At 64.6% G+C, this 14,393-nt stretch carries 18 protein-coding genes; 11 read left to right on the top strand and 7 right to left on the bottom strand.

The genetic code is table 11. The annotated features are described in order from the left end of the window. Positions 1–13 precede the first annotated feature (13 nt). From trxB to B0G38_RS04180, 3 genes are all read right to left on the bottom strand, one after another. Positions 14–988: a thioredoxin-disulfide reductase gene (gene trxB / locus B0G38_RS04190; RefSeq protein WP_264668289.1), complete on the bottom strand. Its 975-nt coding sequence runs from the start codon at positions 986–988 to the stop codon at positions 14–16. 25 nt (positions 989–1,013) lie between these two features. Continuing rightward, complete coding sequence (locus tag B0G38_RS04185) at positions 1,014–1,433, bottom strand: arsenate reductase ArsC (RefSeq protein ID WP_264668288.1); 420 nt, start codon at positions 1,431–1,433, stop codon at positions 1,014–1,016. A gap of 61 nt (positions 1,434–1,494) precedes the next feature. Next, the gene (locus tag B0G38_RS04180) at positions 1,495–1,752 is read right to left on the bottom strand and encodes a low molecular weight phosphatase family protein (protein WP_264668565.1); all 258 of its coding nucleotides are present in this window, start codon (positions 1,750–1,752) and stop codon (positions 1,495–1,497) included. Here B0G38_RS04180 and B0G38_RS04175 point away from each other — a divergent pair. Together B0G38_RS04175 and B0G38_RS04170 are read left to right on the top strand one after the other, a co-directional pair. Next, positions 1,679–2,308: an aquaporin gene (locus tag B0G38_RS04175; RefSeq protein ID WP_413542031.1), complete on the top strand. Its 630-nt coding sequence runs from the start codon at positions 1,679–1,681 to the stop codon at positions 2,306–2,308. The two genes, B0G38_RS04180 and B0G38_RS04175, sit on opposite strands and share 74 nt — an antisense overlap. 228 nt (positions 2,309–2,536) lie before the next feature. Continuing rightward, a complete protein-coding gene (locus tag B0G38_RS04170; RefSeq protein WP_264668287.1) occupies positions 2,537–3,142 on the top strand; it encodes a PhnD/SsuA/transferrin family substrate-binding protein in 606 nt (201 codons plus the stop codon). Positions 3,143–3,370: 228 nt separating this feature from the next. Here the strand turns inward: B0G38_RS04170 and B0G38_RS04165 are convergent, their stop codons facing one another. Continuing rightward, the gene (locus B0G38_RS04165) at positions 3,371–4,864 is read right to left on the bottom strand and encodes an MFS transporter (RefSeq protein WP_264668286.1); all 1,494 of its coding nucleotides are present in this window, start codon (positions 4,862–4,864) and stop codon (positions 3,371–3,373) included. Between the two features lie 235 nt (positions 4,865–5,099). Here B0G38_RS04165 and B0G38_RS04160 point away from each other — a divergent pair, with 235 nt between their 5' ends. The 4 genes from B0G38_RS04160 (at position 5,100) to B0G38_RS04145 (ending at position 7,532) form a co-directional block, all read left to right on the top strand. Next, positions 5,100–5,342, top strand: coding sequence for a hypothetical protein (locus B0G38_RS04160; protein ID WP_264668285.1), 243 nt, complete (start codon positions 5,100–5,102; stop codon positions 5,340–5,342). 165 nt (positions 5,343–5,507) lie between these two features. Then, the gene (locus B0G38_RS04155) at positions 5,508–6,326 is read left to right on the top strand and encodes a hypothetical protein (protein ID WP_264668284.1); all 819 of its coding nucleotides are present in this window, start codon (positions 5,508–5,510) and stop codon (positions 6,324–6,326) included. Positions 6,327–6,491: 165 nt separating this feature from the next. Beyond that, positions 6,492–7,031: a carboxymuconolactone decarboxylase family protein gene (locus tag B0G38_RS04150; RefSeq protein ID WP_264668283.1), complete on the top strand. Its 540-nt coding sequence runs from the start codon at positions 6,492–6,494 to the stop codon at positions 7,029–7,031. Between the two features lie 54 nt (positions 7,032–7,085). Then, positions 7,086–7,532 (top strand): MFS transporter, encoded by a 447-nt coding sequence (locus B0G38_RS04145; protein WP_264668282.1) that lies wholly within the window; start codon positions 7,086–7,088, stop codon positions 7,530–7,532. On the opposite strand, the gene B0G38_RS04140 is transcribed toward B0G38_RS04145, so the two are convergent. Beyond that, the gene (locus tag B0G38_RS04140) at positions 7,510–7,737 is read right to left on the bottom strand and encodes a hypothetical protein (protein WP_264668281.1); all 228 of its coding nucleotides are present in this window, start codon (positions 7,735–7,737) and stop codon (positions 7,510–7,512) included. The genes B0G38_RS04145 and B0G38_RS04140 overlap by 23 nt on opposite strands. A gap of 185 nt (positions 7,738–7,922) precedes the next feature. On the opposite strand from B0G38_RS04140, the gene B0G38_RS04135 reads away from it, so the two are divergent. Then, positions 7,923–8,339 (top strand): MFS transporter, encoded by a 417-nt coding sequence (locus B0G38_RS04135; protein WP_413542025.1) that lies wholly within the window; start codon positions 7,923–7,925, stop codon positions 8,337–8,339. 143 nt (positions 8,340–8,482) lie between these two features. Here the strand turns inward: B0G38_RS04135 and B0G38_RS04130 are convergent, their stop codons facing one another. Together B0G38_RS04130 and B0G38_RS04125 are read right to left on the bottom strand one after the other, a co-directional pair. Beyond that, on the bottom strand, positions 8,483–9,541 hold the full coding sequence (locus B0G38_RS04130; RefSeq protein ID WP_264668280.1) for a cation diffusion facilitator family transporter: 1,059 nt from the start codon (positions 9,539–9,541) through the stop codon (positions 8,483–8,485). Then, a complete protein-coding gene (locus tag B0G38_RS04125; RefSeq protein ID WP_264668279.1) occupies positions 9,538–9,903 on the bottom strand; it encodes an ArsR/SmtB family transcription factor in 366 nt (121 codons plus the stop codon). The genes B0G38_RS04130 and B0G38_RS04125 overlap by 4 nt, the downstream gene beginning before the upstream one ends. Positions 9,904–10,114: 211 nt before the next feature. Here B0G38_RS04125 and B0G38_RS04120 point away from each other — a divergent pair, with 211 nt between their 5' ends. From B0G38_RS04120 to B0G38_RS04105, 4 genes are read left to right on the top strand one after another with little or no spacing between them, the layout of a single operon-like run. Further along, positions 10,115–10,330: a heavy-metal-associated domain-containing protein gene (locus tag B0G38_RS04120; RefSeq protein WP_264668278.1), complete on the top strand. Its 216-nt coding sequence runs from the start codon at positions 10,115–10,117 to the stop codon at positions 10,328–10,330. Further along, on the top strand, positions 10,327–11,298 hold the full coding sequence (locus tag B0G38_RS04115) for a heavy-metal-associated domain-containing protein (protein WP_264668277.1): 972 nt from the start codon (positions 10,327–10,329) through the stop codon (positions 11,296–11,298). Before B0G38_RS04120 ends, B0G38_RS04115 begins: the two co-directional genes overlap by 4 nt. 54 nt (positions 11,299–11,352) lie before the next feature. After that, positions 11,353–13,674: a heavy metal translocating P-type ATPase gene (locus B0G38_RS04110; RefSeq protein WP_264668276.1), complete on the top strand. Its 2,322-nt coding sequence runs from the start codon at positions 11,353–11,355 to the stop codon at positions 13,672–13,674. A gap of 34 nt (positions 13,675–13,708) precedes the next feature. Further along, a complete protein-coding gene (locus B0G38_RS04105; RefSeq protein WP_264668275.1) occupies positions 13,709–13,948 on the top strand; it encodes a YHS domain-containing protein in 240 nt (79 codons plus the stop codon). The last annotated feature ends 445 nt before the right edge of the window (positions 13,949–14,393 follow it).

Raw genomic sequence — 14,393 nt, 5'->3', positions numbered from 1 at the left:
CTCGGCGCTGCGGTCAGGCATGGGTGCTCTCCTCAACGAGTGCGGTGGCGATGCTGTCGCTGTCTTCCAGGGCGGCGAGGTAGCGTTCGGCGTCCAGCGCCGCGGCGCAGCCGGTGCCCGCGGCGGTGATGGCCTGCCGGTAGCGGTGATCGACGGCGTCGCCGCAGGCGAAGACACCCGGGAGGTTGGTCACGGTTGTGGGCGCGTCAACCTTGATGTAGCCCTCCTCGTCCAGGTCGATCTGGCCCTTCACCAGTTCGGTCCGGGGCAGGTGTCCGATGGCCACGAAGATCCCGGTCGCCGCCAGCTCACGTGTATCCCCGGCGACGGTGTCGGTCAGAGTGACGCCGGTGACCTTGGCATCGCCATGGATGGCGGTAACGGCGCTGTTGTATTCGAACCGGATCTTCTCGTTGTCGCGGGCGCGCTGGGCCATGATCTTTGAAGCGCGCAGGGTGGCGCGGCGGACGACGACGGTGACCGTCTTGCCGAACCGGGTCAAAAAGAGTGCTTCTTCCATGGCGGAGTCGCCGCCGCCGACAACGATGATGTCCTGGTTGCGGAAGAAGAAGCCGTCGCAGGTGGCGCACCAGGACAGGCCATGGCCGGAAAATTTCTTTTCCTCGGGCAGGCCGAGGTCCTTATAGGCGGAGCCGGTGGAGAGAATCACTGCCTGGGCTTGGTAGCTCTTGCCGGAGCCGGTGGTCACGCGCTTGGAATGTCCGGCGAGTTCGACCTCGGTGACGTCCTCGTACTCGATGACAGCGCCGAAGTTTTCGGCCTGCTTCTGCAGGCCGGCCATCAGGTCCGGGCCCTGGATGCCGTCCGGGAACCCGGGGAAGTTTTCGACTTCGGTGGTGTTCATCAGGGCGCCGCCGGCGGTGACGGATCCGGCGAGGACAAGGGGTTTCAATCCTGCACGGGCGGCATAGATGGCAGCGGTGTAGCCGGAGGGGCCGGAGCCGATGATGATGAGCTGTTCAGGCATGTGGGTTCCTTCAGGTGGGTTCGGGTTACGTGGCAGGCAGGAGCTCGGAGATGAGCTTTTCGATGCGGCCCTTGATCTCGTCGCGGATGGGGCGGACGAAGTCAACGCCCTTGCCGGCCGGGTCTTCGAGAACCCAGTCCTCGTAGCGTTTGCCGGGGAAGTAGGGGCACTCGTCGCCGCAGCCCATAGTGATAACGACGTCGGAATCCTTGACGGCCTCGGTAGTCAGGACCTTGGGCAGTTCGGCCGAAATGTCGATGCCTTCTTCACGCATCGCATCCACGGCCGCAGTATTCACCTGCTCTGCGGGCTGGGAGCCGGCGGAACGGACTTCGATGGCGCCCTTAGCAAGGTGGGTGAGGTAGGCGGCAGCCATCTGGGAACGTCCCGCGTTGTGGACGCAGACGAAGAGGACGGAGGGCTTCCTGGTGGTTTCGGCGCTCATGATCGTGGTGCTCCTTAGAGGGTGGTCTGATGTTGGGGCCGGGGCCGACCCGTCACGGCTTTCAGTTGGTGGAGGCCGGGGCCAGGAGCGGGGCGAAGGTTTCTACCCTGCGGCTGAGCTCTTCGAAGGCCCGGTCGAAGGCTTCGGGAGTACCGGCCCGGACCGGATCCGGGACCGACCAGTGCAGGTCGGCTCCGAGGCCGGGCTCCTCATGGGCCCGGTCGCACACGGTCACAACCAGGTCGCTGTCACAGCGGACGTCGCCGACGCGTTGGGGACGCACGTGCGGCAGACTGCAGCTGCTGGAAATCTCGATCACGACAGCCCTTGGCCTGGCCGTACTCATCGTGGTGCTCGCCCCGGTCTCCGGGGCGCATTTCAACCCCGTCGTTTCGCTGGCAGACTGGTACTTTGGGCGGCACCTGCACCACGGCCCGACCCTGTCGGTTGCGGCCGCCTACATCGGTGCACAGGTACCGGGCGGCGTTGCCGGCGCCCTTCTCGCGAACCTAATGTTCGACGTTCCGACAGCGATCTCCACGACGGTACGCAGCAGCCCCGGGCTATTTCTGGCAGAAGCCGTCGCCACCGCCGGACTTGTCGCGGTGATCTTCCTCCTCGTCCGCACCGGCCGTCCCGGGCTGGCCGGGCCCGCCGTGGGCGCCTACATCGGCGCGGCCTACTGGTTCACCAGTTCAACGTCGTTCGCCAATCCCGCTGTCACCGTCGGCCGCATCTTCAGCGACACTTTCGCCGGTATCGCCCCCGGCTCTGTCCTGCCGTTCGTCCTGGCGCAAGTCCTCGGCTGCGCCATCGGGATCGCCGTTGTCGCCGCTCTCTATCCGATGCCCGCCCGGGACGAGGCAGCGAAATAGCTGGCCAGGGAACAGTCTCCACACTGACTTGGCGCACCCGATATTGACGCTGGGGCAACCGGTCATCTTTGCGGATTTTCAAGTCCAGCGTTCTCGAAATTCGTCGAAACCTTGGCGCTCCAGAATTCTTGTTGCTGGCGACCGGCCCGCTCCCGTTCGTTTTCTCGAAGGCAATCCCATGTCCAAGCGTTCTACGCCAGCCCTCTCCCTGGCCGCCTCACAGATACTTTGACCCTGACCGCCTGCGGAGGCAGCGGCGAATCCGCAGCCCCGCCGGAGGACGCCTCGCTCGTGTTCGCGATGCCGCCCGGTACTGATGATCCGGACATCCTCGCCGGATCCGAGATCATCGAACAGATGATCGCCGATGCGACCGGCAAGGAAGTGCAGCGGGAAATGCCCGAGGGCGTGGTGGAAGCAGTGCGCCAGGGCCAGGCGGATGTGGCATTGATGAGTCCGTTCTCCACTGCCCTGGCTGTCAAATACGGTTCAGTGGCCCCCTGGTGGTCTGGAAGGGCGATGACTAGCCGGCGTCGTTCTGCTATTCACGGCCGGACAGCGGCATCGACTCCATCGCTGACGTCGCCGGCCAGCAGGTTGCTTTCGTTGATCCGGGTTCCACCACAGGCTATTTCATGCCGAAGTCCCTTACTTGCCGATAACGGGCTGACGGACGGAGAGGACTACGAATTCACGTTCGCGGGCGGCCATGACTCGGCGATGCTGGCCATGAGCGCCTACTTAGGCGTGCCTTGGACCTCGGTGATGCCGGCTTCCTTGCCGAGGCCGTTGGCGGTGATGGTGTTGTCGCCGGTGAGCATCGCGGTCGTGTAGCCGGACCGGGTGACCTCGCGATGACCTCGCGGGCCTCGGAGCGCAGCTCGTGATACGCCGGCATGAACGAATGCCATCACGAGGTTACCCGCGTCGGAAAGCTTGATCTTCACAAGGGTTTGGACAGCGTTCCGAAATTCGGGGTTGATCAATAGGTCTTCCCGTCGGATCGAGGGGCCGTCCCGCTTGCGTTCGACGGGACGGCCCGATGGTGCAATGGGATGCTGCTTAGTGATGGTGTGCTGCGTGACCGTGTCCGGCGGTGGCCGGTCCGGCTGGCGCCATCGTGTCGCTGTGGTGGTCATGCCTTTCGCCGGCTGAGCTTTGCTCGCGCTCGTGGGCGCGATCATGCGTCGTGACGTTGGCGCGCCTGTCGAGCAGCGCCCAGGTGACCACCGCGATGATGAGCCCGGTTGCAGTGATGAGGCCGCCGATCCAGTTCACCGACGCCAGCCCGAGTCCGCCGTCAATGGCTGCGCCACCGAGGCTGATGCCGATGGCGCTGCCGAGGGTGAACGCGGAGATGTTCGCCGCGGACGCCACGTCGGGGGCGTGGCCGGCAGCCTTCATGACGCGCAGTTGCAGGGGTGCGACGACCGCGAACGCGGTCACACCGAACACGAAGGTCATGATCACTGCGGAAATCGGATTTTGGATGGCGAAGGTCATCCCGAAGAGCACCACTGCCAGGGTTGCGAGTGCGCCGAGCACGGTGGGCATGAGTGCCTTGTCGGCGAGCTTTCCTCCGAGCGCATTCCCGACGAAGAGACCGGCGCCGAACAGCAGCAGGAGCGGGGTGATCCAGGCCGCGTCGAACCCGGTGACCTCGGTGTATTGCGGCGCGAGGTAAACGAAGCTGGTGAACACACCGCCGTAACCGAAGAGTGTGGTGAGCAAAGCTCCCCAGACAGCCGGCCGGGCGAGTGCCTTGAGTTGCTCTCGCAGAGTAGGCCCGTTTCCGGCGCCGCCGAGGTGGGCCAGAGCGTGGGCATCGAGCCCCTCAAATTCGCTGCCGACTGCTGGAGAGGCGTGCCCGTGCCCGTGCGACGCCTCCGAGGTGTCGACGGGCTCGACGAGGCTCTGCCCTACCGTCGGTTCATGGGTATGTGCGTGCACACCTGCGGAATCGTGGGCGTGGTGCGCATCGTACGCGTGCACCCCCTTCTTGGCGGTTCGCGGCAGTGAGATGAGCAGTCCCAGCAGCGCGATTCCCCCGAAGACGACCAGCGTCCAGAAGGTGAACCGCCATCCGAATGCCTGACCAACCGCGGCACCGAGCGGGGCGCCCAGCACCGTGGACGCCGTGAGACCGGAGAAGACGATCGCGACAGCCCGTCCCTTCCTCGCCGCATCGACAAGTTCCGCGGCAAAGACGGCGGCGATGCCGAGGAATGCGCCGTGTGCTGTGGCGGAGATCACGCGTCCGACCATGATCAGCTCGTAGCTGGGCCCCAGCGCCGACACCACGTTGCCAAAGAGGAATACTGCGGTTGTCAGTAGCAGCATGGACCGGCGCCCGAACTTGGTACCGATCGCGGTGAACACTGGGGCGCCGATTGCGACGCCGAGCGCGTAGATGCTTTCGAGTGCGCCGACCTGCCCGTAAGTGACGTTGAGGTCTTCGGCGATCTCTCTGACGACCCCGGCGACGATGAACTCATCGGCTCCCATTGCGAATGCGCCGATGACCATCGCCCAGATTGCGAGTGGCAACGTTTTCATTTCTGCAGCTCCTTTCCGTTGCGGTTCATGGTGCCCGGGTCGACCTGTATCGGCTCATCGCGCCATGCACATCAGAACCGCATTACCCCCCGGGGGTATTCCCGATTTGACGAACTATTGTTGCGGAGGCAGTTTCGGGCCACCGGAGCCGCGGCGCCCCTCGGCGGGAGAGGCAGGTGCACTCGGGTTCACCCTGGGGGCAACCCGCCCTAGCAACCTGGCAAGCAGGCAAGCAATGACGATCCCTGGCACGGGACAACCGACCGTGGATCTGCTCAACGGCCTTCGCCCGGACGGCGAAGTCGACGTCGGCCGGAATGGCGCCACATTCCGGTTGCGGGAGCTGCCACTGAAGACCGGGGTGACCTTGATGAAGCGCCGGACGGACGGCCAGCCCGCCGACAACGTCGTGACGGCCATCCTGATCTCCGGCTTCTTCGTGCACCGGGGTTCACTGTTAACCTCACGAATCGTCTAAATCAGGAGTTTCACACTGTAGAGGAATACCCCGTAGGGGTATACAGTTCTAGTAATGGGCAGACACTCCAAAGGTGCCGATCCAAGGAACGAACAGAGATTTCCCGCCTACATCCTGGCGGACTGCTCCTTCGAATCAGAGCTGACAACAAAAGGTGGGAATGACATGACAAACGAACTCGATCACACAAACCACGAAAGCCACGGGGGCCACAGCCCCCAGGGACACCGTGCCGGGCACGATGCCGGTCACCGCAATACCCAGCCCGGCGGAGTGCTCGTGTCCGAGCATGGCTACACTCTCGAGCTGGACGCCCCGATCCTGGGCAGCGGACTGCAGACCGTGAGCTTCAGGATCATCGGACCCGATGGGCAGCCGGTCACTGAGTACCAGAACGTGCATGACAAGGAACTGCACCTGATCGCCGTCCGTCGCGACATGGCCCACTTCCAGCACGTACATCCGGTGCGGGACGCTTCCGGAACCTGGATCATCGACCTGAACCTAAGCCCCGGTGTCTGGCGGATCTTCGCCGACTTCCACCCTGCCGGGCGCGGTCAGCCGATGACCCTGGGTATCGATGCCTCCGTCGGCGGCACGTATGAGCCGCAGCAACTGCCCGCCGCGGACCGGACGGTGCAGCTGGGCACCTACACCGTGACGCTCGAGGGCGAGCTCATGGCTAACGAGGCCAGCGAACTGACGTTCACCGTCAACAGGAACGATGAACCCGTAACCGACCTCCAGCCTTATCTGGGAGCATTCGGTCACCTGGTGGCACTGCGAATAGGCGATCTCGCCTACCTCCACGTACACCCGGAAGGCGCCCCGGGCGACGGGCAGACGGCGCCGGGACCGAAGGTATCGTTCTTCACTATCGCCCCATCGGGCGGTACCTACCGTCTCCACCTGGACTTCCAGCACGAGGACACCGTCCGGACAGCACAGTTCACCGTGCACGCGACTGCGGCCGCCACATCCTGATGTAACACGACCCGCCGGGCGCACCGCACGACCTATAGCACCGGTGCGCCCCGACAGGCATCGGCCGGACCGGACGCCCCGGGCCCCCGCCGCCTGGCCGTCGATGCTCCTCCGCCTCACAACAACTTCATCACCTTGCACAGCCCGCCAAAGGATCAGATCACCATGCCTCGCCTCGCTCGACTAACTCCCCAGACAGCAACCGGCGCCTCCCGCGACCTTCTGACCGACCTGGTATCTCGACACGGCCAGATCGGCGACATGGTCGCAACCATGGCGCACTCCCCCGCCGTCCTGACCGGCTACCTGCAGCTCAGCCGTGCCATGAAGCGGGCCAAGCTCAGCCGGAAGGTCAGCGAACTGATCTCGATCGCCGTCCAAACCCAGCAAGGGTGCGGCCTGTGCCTGGAATCGCACATCAGTGCCGCTTTCGCGCTCGGGATCGACGACGAGGAAATCGATCGCGCCCGGACCGGAACGTCCGCGGACCCCGGTGTCGCGGCGATGATCACCCTAGGGCTCCAGGTTTACCGGGAGCCGACGTCCATCACCGACGAGCAAATCCTCGCCCTGTACGATCACGGCTACAGCGAACGCGAGATCACCGACGTCGTCGGTGTCGTGTCATTGAACATTCTCACGGGAGCGTTCAACCTTATTGCCGGCCTGACCCCGCACAGCCCCTCCTCCGGCCGCAGGCCCTAGCCCCGGTTCGGCTGCGGATACCAGCCGAACCGCACATGGAAAGGGAACAGGACTATGCGCTTGTTCGCCATCCGCGACTATCGCCATCTCTTCAGCGCCCAAGTCATCGCCCTTTTCGGGACCGGCCTGGCGACCGTCGCCCTCGCATTGCTCGCCTACGATCTCGCCGGTCCCAACGCCGGCGCCGTTCTCGGCACCGCTTTGACCATCAAGATGGTCCTCTACGTGATCATCGCCCCGCTCGCAGCGGCCTACTTAGACAGGACTCCACGTCGGGCGTTCCTGGTGACCTTGGACGTCCTGCGAGCAGGTGTGGTCCTGGGACTGCCGTTCGTCACCGAAATCTGGCAGATCTACGTCCTCATCGCCTTGCTCCAGGCAGCATCCGCCGCTTTCACCCCGACTTTCCAGGTCGTGATTCCCGACATTGTACCGATAAGGACGCGTATACGCGCACCCTTTCGGCCTCCCAGGTTGCCTACACCATGGAAGGCCTTCTGAGCCCGGTGCTCGCAGCGGTCGCCTTGAGCTTCATGACCTTCAACTGGCTGTTCGCCGGGACCTCAGCCGGGTTCATCGTCTCGGCTGTGCTGGTGCTCTCCACCCGCATCCCCAACGCGCGTCTCAGCGCCCACACCAAAGCGTGGGACCGGGCTGCCGCAGGAATCAGGACCTTCGTCCGGACGCCAATGCTCCGCGGCATCATGGCGCTAAACCTGGTCGTGGCCGCGGCAGGATCCATCGCGATCGTGAACACCGTCAACTGTGTGCGCGACGAACTCGGCGGCTCACAAGCCGACGTCAGCTGGATGCTCGCCGCCTCTGGCGGCGGGACGCTGTTGACGGCACTTCCTTCCGCGAGTCCTGGATCGCGTCGCCGAACGTACTGTAATGATCACCGGAGCATTAGTGCTCGTTGCCGGGACGGCAGGAGCCGTGATTTTCACGGCGACGGGCGCCGCGACCTATCTCGGCACAACGTCGGTCTGGGCAGTGCTCGGCGGCGGCATGACCTTGATCGTCACGCCTACGGGCAGGATCCTGCGCGCGTCGATTGAACCGAACCGCATAGCCGAAGTCTTCGCCGCCCAGTTCTCGCTCTCCCACCTCGCGTGGCTCCTGACCTATCCCATCGCGGGCTGGATCGGTACGAGCCTGGGCTTCACGACCACCTGGTTCATCTTGGCAGTGCTCGCCGTACTGGGTGCCGTCACAGCCGTCGCACTCTGGCCACGCACCGACACCGGAGAAAACGAAGCTCCGGCACGCCGCGGCCGTGTGACTCCCGAACCGCGCAACCTTGCGTAGGCAGAGGCGGCCCAAGGAACCGTTGCCGCTTACCAGTGCGCCTCCGCACGCACGGCGTAAAAACCTCGTGCGGTTACCTCAATCCCTCCGTGACGGCTTGGTATTCCGATGACCCGTTTCCCACCGGCTGCGCTGTCCGGTGATTACTTCATGAAAGTAGGCTCTGCGGACGCTTTCCAGGTCGGAATGATTACAATCGTCCCGATATTTGGCACCGACCCTCTGATTGCTTGTTCCACCAACTGGCTCCGCTCCTTCAATGCTGAAACAGACGGGACATTAGCCACGGGAGTCGTGACCTCCACATGGAGCTTGTGCCCCATCCAACGCATGCGAACACTGGATTCCGCGGGCACGATAGGCTCAATAGCCTTCTCTGCCCGGCTGACCAGATCAGGATCAATACCGTCCATGAGCCGCCGGCCGATGTTCCGCGCCGTTCCCCAGAGCAATATGGCAATCGCCGCCGATATAAGCAGGCCAATAATGGGGTCTGCCAGCGGAAAGCCCAGCCAGACACCAGCAACGCCGAGAACCACCGCCAGTGAGGTGAACCCATCGGTGCGGGCATGGACCCCATCCGCGACAAGGGCGGCGGATCCAATCTGCCGACCCACACGAATGCGGTAGATCGCTACCAGTTCGTTGCCCACGAAGCCGACCACGCCCGCTGCCAGAACCCAGCCGAGATTCTCCAAAGGCTGGGGCTCGAAGAACCTACGGATCGACTCGACGGCGGCCACGACTGCGGAGAGGGCGATCATCGCAACGATGAACAGCCCCGCCAGGTCCTCGGCACGCCCGTACCCGAACGTGTAGCGGCGCGTCGCAGCCCGTCTGCCCAGCAGAAACGCTATCCATAACGGGACAGCGGTCAACGCATCGGAGAAATTATGGACGGTATCGGCCAACAACGCGACGGATCCGCTGATCAGCACCACGACGAGTTGAAAGGCCGCAGTCAGGCCAAGGCCAAGAAGGGAGATCTTGACGGCCCGGATACCCTTGGCGCTGCTCTGCATCGCGTCGTCGATCGAGTCCGAGACGTCATGGCTGTGGGGAAAGATCAGGCCGTGGATGGCGCCGCGCAACCCCGATTGATGCTCGTGGCCGTGCTCGTGGTCATCAGATGCAGGTCCGTGGTGAGTGCGGCCATCCTGGCGGTGATCGTTAGCATGGTGGTGGCTTGCAGACGGTTTCATCGGTTGTCCTCCGCTTCCTTGTGATGGTGCAGCGGTGTGCCGCCCAGGGCATGTTCTGCTTGGAAAATGGCATCAGTGACCAGTTGCCGGGCGTGTTCGTTCGCCAATCGATAGAAGACTTTGGTTCCGTCCTGCCTGCTGGAAACCATTCTCGCCAGACGCATTTTCGCCAAGTGCTGTGACACAGCCGCCGGGGACTTACCTACGATGCCGGCCAACTGGTTGACGGACAATTCCGCGTCACGCAACGCCAGAATCAACCGCACACGCGTGGCATCGGCCAGCATCGAAAAAATCTCTACCGCCAATTCGACGTATTGGCTATCGGTATCACGGCCACACACTTCCTTACCTGCATTCATACGCAGATTATTACATAAGTCTGGGCACAGCAGGATCACCCTGGATGGAGATAGCCGCAGGGAACAGGGCAGCGGACCGCCCCTCCTGAAGCCGACAGGCGGCGCTGCGCGAAAACGACCGCTGCCCCACCTTGACAGCATATACCCAATGGGGGTATATCTATCGACAAAGGAGTACCCCCAAGGGGTATATGAAGGGAAGGAATAGATCATGCCAACCACTACCGAATTCGAAGTGACGGGAATGACCTGCGGACACTGCGAACTCTCCGTTCGCGAAGAGGTCCAGGAGGTTCCTGGTGTCGGGACCGTCGAAGTAAGCGCGAAGACCGGGAAACTCGTCATCGGCAGCGAAGGGCCTGTCGATGAGGTTGCTGTCATCGCCGCGGTTGAGGAAGCCGGTTACCAGGCGGTGAAGCAGCAGTGAATACCGCCGGCCGGCTGGGCGCTTACGGTGCGGCTCTGGCCGTGGTGTTCGCCGGAGCCTTCGCTTCCGCGGGCGCCCTCGCGCCGGCAGAGGTTGCCGCCGGCTGGACCCAGTCGGCAGCGCAGGGACACAAAACAGCACCCGAAGGAGAAGAAATGAAGCAGACGGCAGCCGCCGGCGGCGAACATTCCGCCCACGCCGTGCGGGGCGTGACAGCCGAACAGGGCGGATACATTCTGCAGGGGGTATCCGCGCCTGCAACGACCGGTAATGAGGGGCAGCTCTCCTTCATGATCACCACAGCTGATGGCCAGCCGGTCACAAAGTTTGAGACCTCCCACGAGATGGACCTGCATCTGATCGTGGTGCGCTCCGACGGAAAACATTTCCGCCACGCCCATCCCGTGATGGACGATGCGGGGCGCTGGTCACTGCCGTGGCAGTGGGAAGAGGCTGGAACCTACCGGGTCTACGCCGACATTGTTCCCGCAGCAACCAGGGAGCCTTTGACGCTGACCCGCACCGTGCATGTTGCCGGCTCTTTCGAACCGGCCGAAGCAACGAAGGTCTCCACCCGTGACGAAGTCGACGGTTACGACGTGACCTTGGAGGGGAACCTGACCGCCGGCGGTGCGTCCGCCCTGTCGATCAGCGTCACCCGTGACGGACAACCGGTGACGGCCCTCGAACCCTATCTGGGCGCCTACGGGCACCTGGTCGCGTTGCGGGCGGGTGACCTTGCATATCTGCATGTTCACCCCGAAGGCGACAGCCCCGTTGAGGGGCAGACCTCCGGGCCCGCGGTCGAATTCGCTGTTGCGGCGCCGAGCCCGGGGCCGTACTACCTCTACTTCGACTTCCAGATTGACGGCCAGGTCCGCACCGCACCGTTCGTCGTCGACACCAGTGCATCTTCCGGCACCGCCACCGACGCCGGCACGGCCGCCGACGGACACAGCGGCCACTGACCCGGCGTACGGCACGCGTGCCGGAACCGGCTTCGAACAGAAAGAAGGAAACCAATGTCTGCATCCCCGGCCCAGCCGGATGCCCCCGGCACCAATGTCGAGCTTGAGATCGGCGGGATGACCTGCGCCTCGTGCGCCAACCGGATCGAGCGCAAGCTCAACAAGCTCGACGGCGTCAGCGCCACCGTGAACTATGCGACCGAAAAGGCGCGGATCACCGCGCCGGCAGGCTATGACCCGCAGGCCCTGATCAAGGAAGTCGAGAAGACCGGCTACACCGCCGCGCTCCCGGCAGCAAGGCAGGAGCAAGCCGCGGAGGCCGGCGCGGAGCAGCCGGATACCGAACTGGTCTCGCTGCGGCACCGGCTGGCCGGCAGCATCATCCTGTCGGTGCCGGTGATCGTGCTGGCCATGGTCCCGGCGCTACAGTTCATCTACTGGCAGTGGGCCTCGCTGGCCCTGGCGGCCCCGGTCGTCGTCTGGGCGGCCTGGCCCTTCCACAAAGCCGCCTGGACGAACCTGCGGCACGGCACCGCCACGATGGATACCCTCGTTTCCCTCGGCACCATCGCTGCGCTGCTCTGGTCGCTCTATGCCCTGTTCCTGGGTACCGCCGGCACCCCGGGCATGACCCACGGCTTCGAGTTCTCCATCGCCCCGAGCGACGGCGCGGCGAACATCTACCTTGAGGTTGCCGCCGGTGTCACCATGTTCATCCTGGCAGGGCGCTACTTCGAGAAACGCTCCAAACGGCAGGCCGGCGCCGCGCTGCGCGCCCTGCTCGAACTGGGAGCCAAAGACGTCGCCGTTATCCGTAACGGCACCGAGACGAGGATCCCCGTCGAGGAGCTGTCCGTGGGCGACGAATTCATCGTCCGGCCCGGTGAAAAGATCGCCACCGACGGCGTCATCGTCAATGGCCGCAGCGCCGTCGACCAGTCGATGCTTACCGGCGAATCCGTCCCGGTCGAGGTCGCCGAGGGTGACCCTGTCGTCGGCGCCGCCGTCAACGTCGGCGGACGCCTCGTGGTCCGCGCCACCAGGATCGGTTCCGACACCCAGCTGGCACAGATGGCCCGGCTCGTCGAGGACGCCCAATCAGGCAAGGCCGAAGTGCAGCGCCTCGCCGACCGCGTCTCCGGCATCTTCGTCCCGATCGTGATCGCCGTCGCCGTCGCGGCGCTCGGAGCCTGGATCGGCGCGGGCTTCCCGCTCGAAGCAGCCTTCACCGCGGCCGTAGCCGTACTCATCATTGCCTGCCCCTGCGCGCTTGGCCTGGCCACCCCGACCGCGCTGCTGGTCGGCACCGGACGCGGCGCACAGCTGGGCATCCTGATCAAGGGCCCGGAGGTCCTCGAAAGCACCCGGAAAATCGACACCGTCGTACTGGACAAGACCGGCACCGTCACCACCGGCAAAATGACCCTGCTGGGCATCCACGCGGCAGCAGGCACCGACGAGGACGAACTGCTGCGCCTCGCCGGCGCAGTCGAAGACTCCTCCGAACATCCGATCGCCCAGGCCATCGCCAAGGGCGCCGTCGAACGTACCGGACAGCTCCCGGTCCCCGAGTCCTTCAAGAATATCGAAGGCAAGGGCGTGCAGGGAATCGTCGACGGGCATCTCGTTCTGGTCGGACGCACCTCCCTGATGGCCGACTGGTCCCTGGACATCGACGCGGACCTCGCCGCCGCAAAGGCCGGCGCCGAAGCGGCCGGGCAAACCGCCGTGGTCGTAGCCTGGGACGGCGCAGTACGCGGCGTGCTGACCGTGGCCGACGCTGTCAAGGCCACCAGCGCCGAAGCGATCCGGCAGCTGAAGGACCTGGGCCTGACTCCGGTACTGCTGACCGGCGACAACCAGGCCGTGGCCGAACAGATCGCCGCGCAGGTCGGTATCAACGAGGTCATCGCCGAAGTCCTCCCCCAGGACAAAGTCGAGGTGGTCGCCCGGCTCCAGAAAGAAGGCAAGGTTGTGGCCATGGTCGGCGACGGCGTCAACGATGCCCCCGCCCTGGCCCAGGCCGACCTCGGCCTGGCCATGGGCACCGGCACCGACGCTGCCATCGAGGCCGCCGACCTGACCCTGGTCCGCGGAGACCTGCGCGCGGCAGCCGACGCGATCCGCCTGTCCCGCAAGACCCTGGGCACGATCAAGACCAACCTGTTCTGGGCTTTCGCCTATAACGTCGCCGCGATCCCGCTGGCGGCGCTAGGACTGCTGAACCCGATGCTCGCCGGTGCTGCCATGGCGTTCTCCAGCGTCTTCGTCGTCGGCAACAGCCTGCGCCTGCGCTCCTTCAAGAGCAAGGCAACCGATCGGCAGCCGGCACCGGCTGCTCCGCGCACCCCCGCGCATGCATCCATCAACGCCTGAACCACCCCACACCAACGAAAGGAAACCACACACCATGGGAAGCTGCTGCAGCTCAAAGACCACGACCGAGGACCTGACCCTCACCGCCCGCCCCGAACAGACAGATGACACGATCGCCCGGTGCCCCGTCATGGCCGGCACCCCGGTCGTCAAGGTGGACGCCGAAGCCAAGGGATTGTTCCGCGACTACAACGGCCAGCGGTACTGGTTCTGCTGCGCCGGCTGCGGCCCGGCCTTCGACGCCGACCCTGCCCGCTACGCCGTAACCGCCTGACGACCCTCCCGACTGTGCCCCTGGCTTAGGTCAGGGGCACAGTCGGCCGAGGAACAGTGAGACCCGGACCGCGACTCGGTCTGCTGACTGAACCGCTGATGTAAGGACCCATGCAGTTGTCCTGGCCCGTGACGCAGACAGGAAGCCATAACAACGGATCTGCCAAGACCAGCAAGGTCGGGGCCGCTGCGCCTTCCGCCCTGGAGGACCAATCAAGCCCTCCGGTAGTGGCCCCAGGGCCTACGGTCGGGCTCACTTCTCAACAGTGGAAAGACGGCGCTGGCGGCGGTTACGGACTGCATGCGCCGTTCGGGCGGGAAGATGGAAGCAGGGCTGCCGGGAGGGGCGTTGAGGGCGGTTTTCCGGCCACATGCTACGCCCTCGACTCCGCCGCCAGGTTCGCAAGCTCACGCTACGTCTTCAGCGTAGCATGTGCGGTCAAACG

The sequence above is a fragment of the Crystallibacter permensis genome (assembly GCF_025960875.1).
GTDB classification, from domain to species: Bacteria; Actinomycetota; Actinomycetes; order Actinomycetales; family Micrococcaceae; genus Crystallibacter; species Crystallibacter permensis.
The sequence above is the reverse complement of the archived record's forward strand: the minus strand, read 5'-3'. Positions and strand labels throughout refer to the sequence as shown.

Bases quoted from the DNA above. Each gene is read 5' to 3' on its own strand.
- B0G38_RS04105 (WP_264668275.1), top strand. From the start codon at position 13,709: ATGGGAAGCTGCTGCAGCTCAAAGACCACGACCGAGGACCTGACCCTC.
- B0G38_RS04155 (WP_264668284.1), top strand. From the start codon at position 5,508: ATGACAAACGAACTCGATCACACAAACCACGAAAGCCACGGGGGCCAC.
- B0G38_RS04140 (WP_264668281.1), bottom strand. From the start codon at position 7,737: ATGATGCCGCGGAGCATTGGCGTCCGGACGAAGGTCCTGATTCCTGCG.
- B0G38_RS04130 (WP_264668280.1), bottom strand. From the start codon at position 9,541: ATGAAACCGTCTGCAAGCCACCACCATGCTAACGATCACCGCCAGGAT.
- B0G38_RS04110 (WP_264668276.1), top strand. From the start codon at position 11,353: ATGTCTGCATCCCCGGCCCAGCCGGATGCCCCCGGCACCAATGTCGAG.
- B0G38_RS04135 (WP_413542025.1), top strand. From the start codon at position 7,923: ATGATCACCGGAGCATTAGTGCTCGTTGCCGGGACGGCAGGAGCCGTG.
- B0G38_RS04125 (WP_264668279.1), bottom strand. From the start codon at position 9,903: ATGAATGCAGGTAAGGAAGTGTGTGGCCGTGATACCGATAGCCAATAC.
- B0G38_RS04145 (WP_264668282.1), top strand. From the start codon at position 7,086: ATGCGCTTGTTCGCCATCCGCGACTATCGCCATCTCTTCAGCGCCCAA.
- B0G38_RS04165 (WP_264668286.1), bottom strand. From the start codon at position 4,864: ATGAAAACGTTGCCACTCGCAATCTGGGCGATGGTCATCGGCGCATTC.
- B0G38_RS04160 (WP_264668285.1), top strand. From the start codon at position 5,100: ATGACGATCCCTGGCACGGGACAACCGACCGTGGATCTGCTCAACGGC.
- trxB (WP_264668289.1), bottom strand. From the start codon at position 988: ATGCCTGAACAGCTCATCATCATCGGCTCCGGCCCCTCCGGCTACACC.
- B0G38_RS04185 (WP_264668288.1), bottom strand. From the start codon at position 1,433: ATGAGCGCCGAAACCACCAGGAAGCCCTCCGTCCTCTTCGTCTGCGTC.
- B0G38_RS04150 (WP_264668283.1), top strand. From the start codon at position 6,492: ATGCCTCGCCTCGCTCGACTAACTCCCCAGACAGCAACCGGCGCCTCC.
- B0G38_RS04120 (WP_264668278.1), top strand. From the start codon at position 10,115: ATGCCAACCACTACCGAATTCGAAGTGACGGGAATGACCTGCGGACAC.